This window comes from Thermogutta sp., assembly GCF_014359955.1.
Taxonomy (GTDB): domain Bacteria; phylum Planctomycetota; class Planctomycetia; order Pirellulales; family Thermoguttaceae; genus Thermogutta.
In genome coordinates, this window is record NZ_JACIYL010000385.1 from 1 (window position 1) to 4,112 (window position 4,112).

3 protein-coding genes are annotated in these 4,112 nt (G+C 58.0%); all 3 read left to right on the plus strand.

The window, feature by feature from the left end:
• Positions 1-310: 310 nt before the first annotated feature.
• The 3 genes from H5U08_RS11735 to H5U08_RS11745 all read left to right on the plus strand — a co-directional run bounded on the left by H5U08_RS11735 (position 311) and on the right by H5U08_RS11745 (position 4,101).
• Positions 311-1,777, plus strand: a complete 1,467-nt coding sequence (locus tag H5U08_RS11735; protein WP_297033219.1) for a Gfo/Idh/MocA family oxidoreductase — start codon at positions 311-313, stop codon at positions 1,775-1,777.
• 181 nt (positions 1,778-1,958) lie between these two features.
• Positions 1,959-3,311, plus strand: coding sequence for a Gfo/Idh/MocA family oxidoreductase (locus H5U08_RS11740; protein ID WP_297033221.1), 1,353 nt, complete (start codon positions 1,959-1,961; stop codon positions 3,309-3,311).
• Between the two features lie 373 nt (positions 3,312-3,684).
• Positions 3,685-4,101, plus strand: coding sequence for a hypothetical protein (locus H5U08_RS11745; protein ID WP_297033223.1), 417 nt, complete (start codon positions 3,685-3,687; stop codon positions 4,099-4,101).
• The last annotated feature ends 11 nt before the right edge of the window (positions 4,102-4,112 follow it).

The window sequence follows — 4,112 nt, forward strand, 5'->3', positions numbered from 1 at the left end:
TTTTTGGGCCCCGATTGATTTGAACAGCGAAGCCGACGGCTGCCATTCAGCCCAAAGCCCATCCCTTCAACGGGTCAAACAGCCGCGCCAAGCCGACCACCGGCCCCGACGGAAAAACCCAAGCCCAACACTGGACGGAGAAGCTCCGCCTTGGTTCAATGTTATCGGGCGTTGACCGACGCGGTGATTGTTTTTCTGGCCGAGTTCGGGAATGCACCAGACACCCGATGGCATGTTTTTCCAAACCACAGGAGATTCAGCCACGCCATCGATCGATTCGTCAGACCCTTTGATGAAGGAGGTCAAACCTATGCGCGTCCATCGTCGTTCCTTTCTCAAGACATCGGCCGCCGCCGGTGTCGGCTTCACTTTTGCGATTTCTGGCACCCGCAGCTCGGGTCGAATCATCGGAGCTAACGAGACGATCAACATCGGCGTCGCGGGCATCCACGGCCGGGGTGGAGCCCATATTGATGCCTTTGCCAGTATGCCGAATGTGCGGGTCACGTATCTGATCGATCCCGATAGCCGATTGTTTGCCAATCGCATCAAGCAGGTTGAAAAACGCGGCGGAAATACACCCAAGTGTGTGCAAGATGTCCGTCAGGCTCTGGACGACAAAAATCTGGATGCCATCTCCATCGCCACCTGTAATCACTGGCATTCGCTCATGACGATTTGGGCGTGCCAGGCGGGTAAAGACGTCTACGTGGAAAAGCCGTGCAGCCATAACGTGTTCGAGGGCCGCAAGTGCGTGGAGGCCGCTCGCAAATACGGCCGAATTGTGCAACACGGCACCCAGAGTCGGTCGAGTGCCTCCTGGGCACAGCAGGTGGCCGCCATTGCCTCGGGCAAGTACGGCAAACTGTTAGTCTCGAAGGGCTACGCCAGCAAACCACGGTGGTCCATCGGGTTCAAAGAAGACAAGGATCCCCCGCCCGAGCTGGACTACAACCTGTGGCTCGGGCCGGCTCAGTGGATGCCGTACAACGAAAACCTCGTCCATTACAATTGGCACTGGTTCTGGCCAACCGGTAACGGCGAAATCGGCAATCAGGGGGTTCACCAAATGGACATCGCGCGATGGGCGATCCCTGGCGCCACACTTCCCGATTGGGTGATCAGCGCAGGCGGCCGATACGTGGACGAACCCGATCACAACTGGAAGGACCAGGGCCAGACGCCCAACATGCAGATCACCGTCATGGGTTTCGGGGATGTGCTCTTGCTCTTTGAGGTGCGTGGCCTTGTGGGAAAAGCCGGCCCGGGCGGCAAAAAATTTGCTCCCATTGTCACCAACGAGTTCTATCTCGAAGAAGGTGTCATCAAAAATGGTCAGTTCTATCCCAAGGGAAAGGACCAGCCAGAACCACTCGTCAAGGTGGATGTCACAATGGGTCCAGGGAATCAATTCGAAAACTTCATCGCCTGCATGCGCAGTCGCAAGGTCGAAGAGCTACATGCCGACATCGAAGTTGCCCACTACTCTTCCGCCCTCTGCCACCTGGGTAACATTTCCTACCGACTGGGCCAAGAAGTGAGCTTCGCCGAAGCGGCTGCAGGACTGCCCAACCACGAGCTGGTCGCCGCCGCCTGGAAGATGCTGGAAGATAACCTCGCAGGGGCTTTAGGGGTGGACCTGAGAAAGCTCACCTGCACTTTGGGACCGAAACTGGCGTTCGACCGGAATAAAGAGCGCTTTGTTGATAACCCCGAGGCGGATAAACTCCTCACCCGCGATTACCGGAAGCCGTTCGTTGTTCCGGAAAACGTGTGAGCTGAGGAGAAAGACCCACGCTGCGGCGTCGTGAGTCAACCGCGTGACCAACCGGGCGAAGCCTCTCCGCCCGGCATGGTCGGAGTTCGTCCATAAAAACCCTGCGGACCCGATAGTATTCCCGGTGAGCACGTTCACCATGACCCCGTCCATTGTCGATCCGACCACGGGAGTTCGAGCCATGAACAAGCATGAGCGTTTGTCACGCCGGAGTTTTCTGGACCGGACAGCTCTTGTGAGCGGTGCCGGATTGATGGTTCCCACCTTCATCCCCGGCACCGTGCTCGGCGAGGGCGGCACATCAGGCGCCGGCGAAAAAGTGCGGGTTGGCCTCATCGGCTGCGGCGGAATGGGCCAGGCCAACCTCGCCAACACCGCCCAGCACCCGGACGTAACGGTCGCGGCCGCCGCCGATCCCTGGCAGTCCCGTTTGGATGCGGTGCTCAAAAAATACCCGGGATGTAAAGGCTTTAAAGACTATCGCGAACTGCTGGATCAAAAAGACGTGGATGCCGTGATTATTGCGTCACCACCGCACTGGCATTGCTTGCATGCAATCCACTCCTGCGAAGCCGGCAAGGACATCTATCTGCAGAAGCCCATGACGCTTCACCTCGGGGAGAGTCTGGCGGTTCGTAACGCCGTGAAGAAGCACAACCGCATCAGCCAAATCGGCACGCAGATCCATGCCTCCGAAAACTACCGTCGTGTGGTGGAAAAAATTCGGGCAGGCTATATCGGGCAGGTCAGTGTCGTCCGAACGTTCAACGTCATGAATCAGGGGCCGGAAGGAGTGGGACATGACCCGGGCACGCCGTGCCCCCCGGACCTGAACTGGGACCTGTGGATCGGCCCAGCGCCCATGCGGCCGTACAACCGCATTCTCGCCAGCAGTTCTTACTACCATTGTTCCTGGAAGGATTACAGCGGAGGCTGGACACCGGGAATGGCGCCGCACATCATCGACCTTCCCGTCTGGGCGCTGGATCTCAAATATCCGCTTCGCGTCCACTGTTCGGGTGGCCGCTACATCATTCGTGACGACGGGGACGCCCCAGACGTGCAGGAAATCCTGTGGCAATATCCCAATTTAACCATGACGTGGATGTGCAATCTTGTGAACAGTTATGGCTTTGACTTCCACGGCAAGCCAGTTCCGCAACGGCGTTTGGGCATTTACTTCCACGGAGTGGATGGAACGCTGTACGCCAATTACACGATGCATCAGGTGGTGCCGGAGGGCGATCGCATGAAAGACCGCGAGCCGCCACCCCCTTCCATCCCACCTTCCCCCGGACACGAACTGGAATGGATCAATTGCGTGAAAACACGGGAACAACCATCCTGTAGCGTGTTTTATCACGTTCGCGTGGACATCCCCATCGTGCTGGGAAATCTCGCATATCGCCTGGGACGTTCCCTCGCGTTCGATCCGGATTCGGAACAAATCGTTGGAGATGAGGAAGCGGCGCGTCTCGCCATTCCGGTTTATCGAAAGCCGTGGCGTTTCCCGGACGAGTATCTGAAGGGATAGTCTGCCGCGCGCCAGGGGCTGCCGGTCCCGTCCGATGGCCACCGTTTGGGGGACGCGCTCAAGCGCTTCGCGCCTCGTAGGTACTCGCCAAAGCGTGACAAAAGGGCAGGGGAGCGCCCTACTTTTCGGGGCTATTTTGTCGCGAATCTACCCCCTCATACGAGTGATTCCTTTGCGCACCTCACTTCCAGCCATTTCCCACCGGTAGATTTCACAAGCTAAATTTTCCCAGACAGGGAAAATCGGATGAGATGGCCGAGCCGGCTCCCCGCCGCACAACGCACATCGGCGTTCGCAGCGAGCGGGCCGGTTAGGCGAGGAGATGATCGCTTCAACGTTTCTGCGCTGACTCTGGTGGGTGAGGCTGAGAACAATGCCATTCTTTACCCAGAAAAAAGTCCACGAAGTTCAAAGCTTTGTCCTCAAATTTGTGAACAGCCACTCGGAGGTTGCCGAGTCGATCGAGCTCGGACAAAGGCGGGAGTCCCGTGCCCGATTGTGCGTCGTCGCGCTGCTGATACCGTATGACGCCAAGATGATCCCGGTTCACGAAAAACTGCCGGTGATCACAAAGGAATTCTCCTCCACGGGGATGTCGGTCATTCTGTCTGAACCCCGTGGATACGATCGGGTGGTGGTAGGGCTGAAGTACCAGGGCGAAATGCGATTCCTTCTCGCCAGGGCCGTGCACCTGACGCCCATGGGCGGCGGCTTCTTCCAGCTCGGCCTGGAGTTCCTCCAGATTCTCCATCCGGGCGACCATCCCGAGCTACGCGAGGTCGTCTTCTAAACGCCGAAAAG

Coding starts and splice junctions, on each gene's coding strand:
- H5U08_RS11735 (WP_297033219.1), top strand. CDS start 311: ATGCGCGTCCATCGTCGTTCCTTTCTCAAGACATCGGCCGCCGCCGGT.
- H5U08_RS11740 (WP_297033221.1), top strand. CDS start 1,959: ATGAACAAGCATGAGCGTTTGTCACGCCGGAGTTTTCTGGACCGGACA.
- H5U08_RS11745 (WP_297033223.1), top strand. CDS start 3,685: ATGCCATTCTTTACCCAGAAAAAAGTCCACGAAGTTCAAAGCTTTGTC.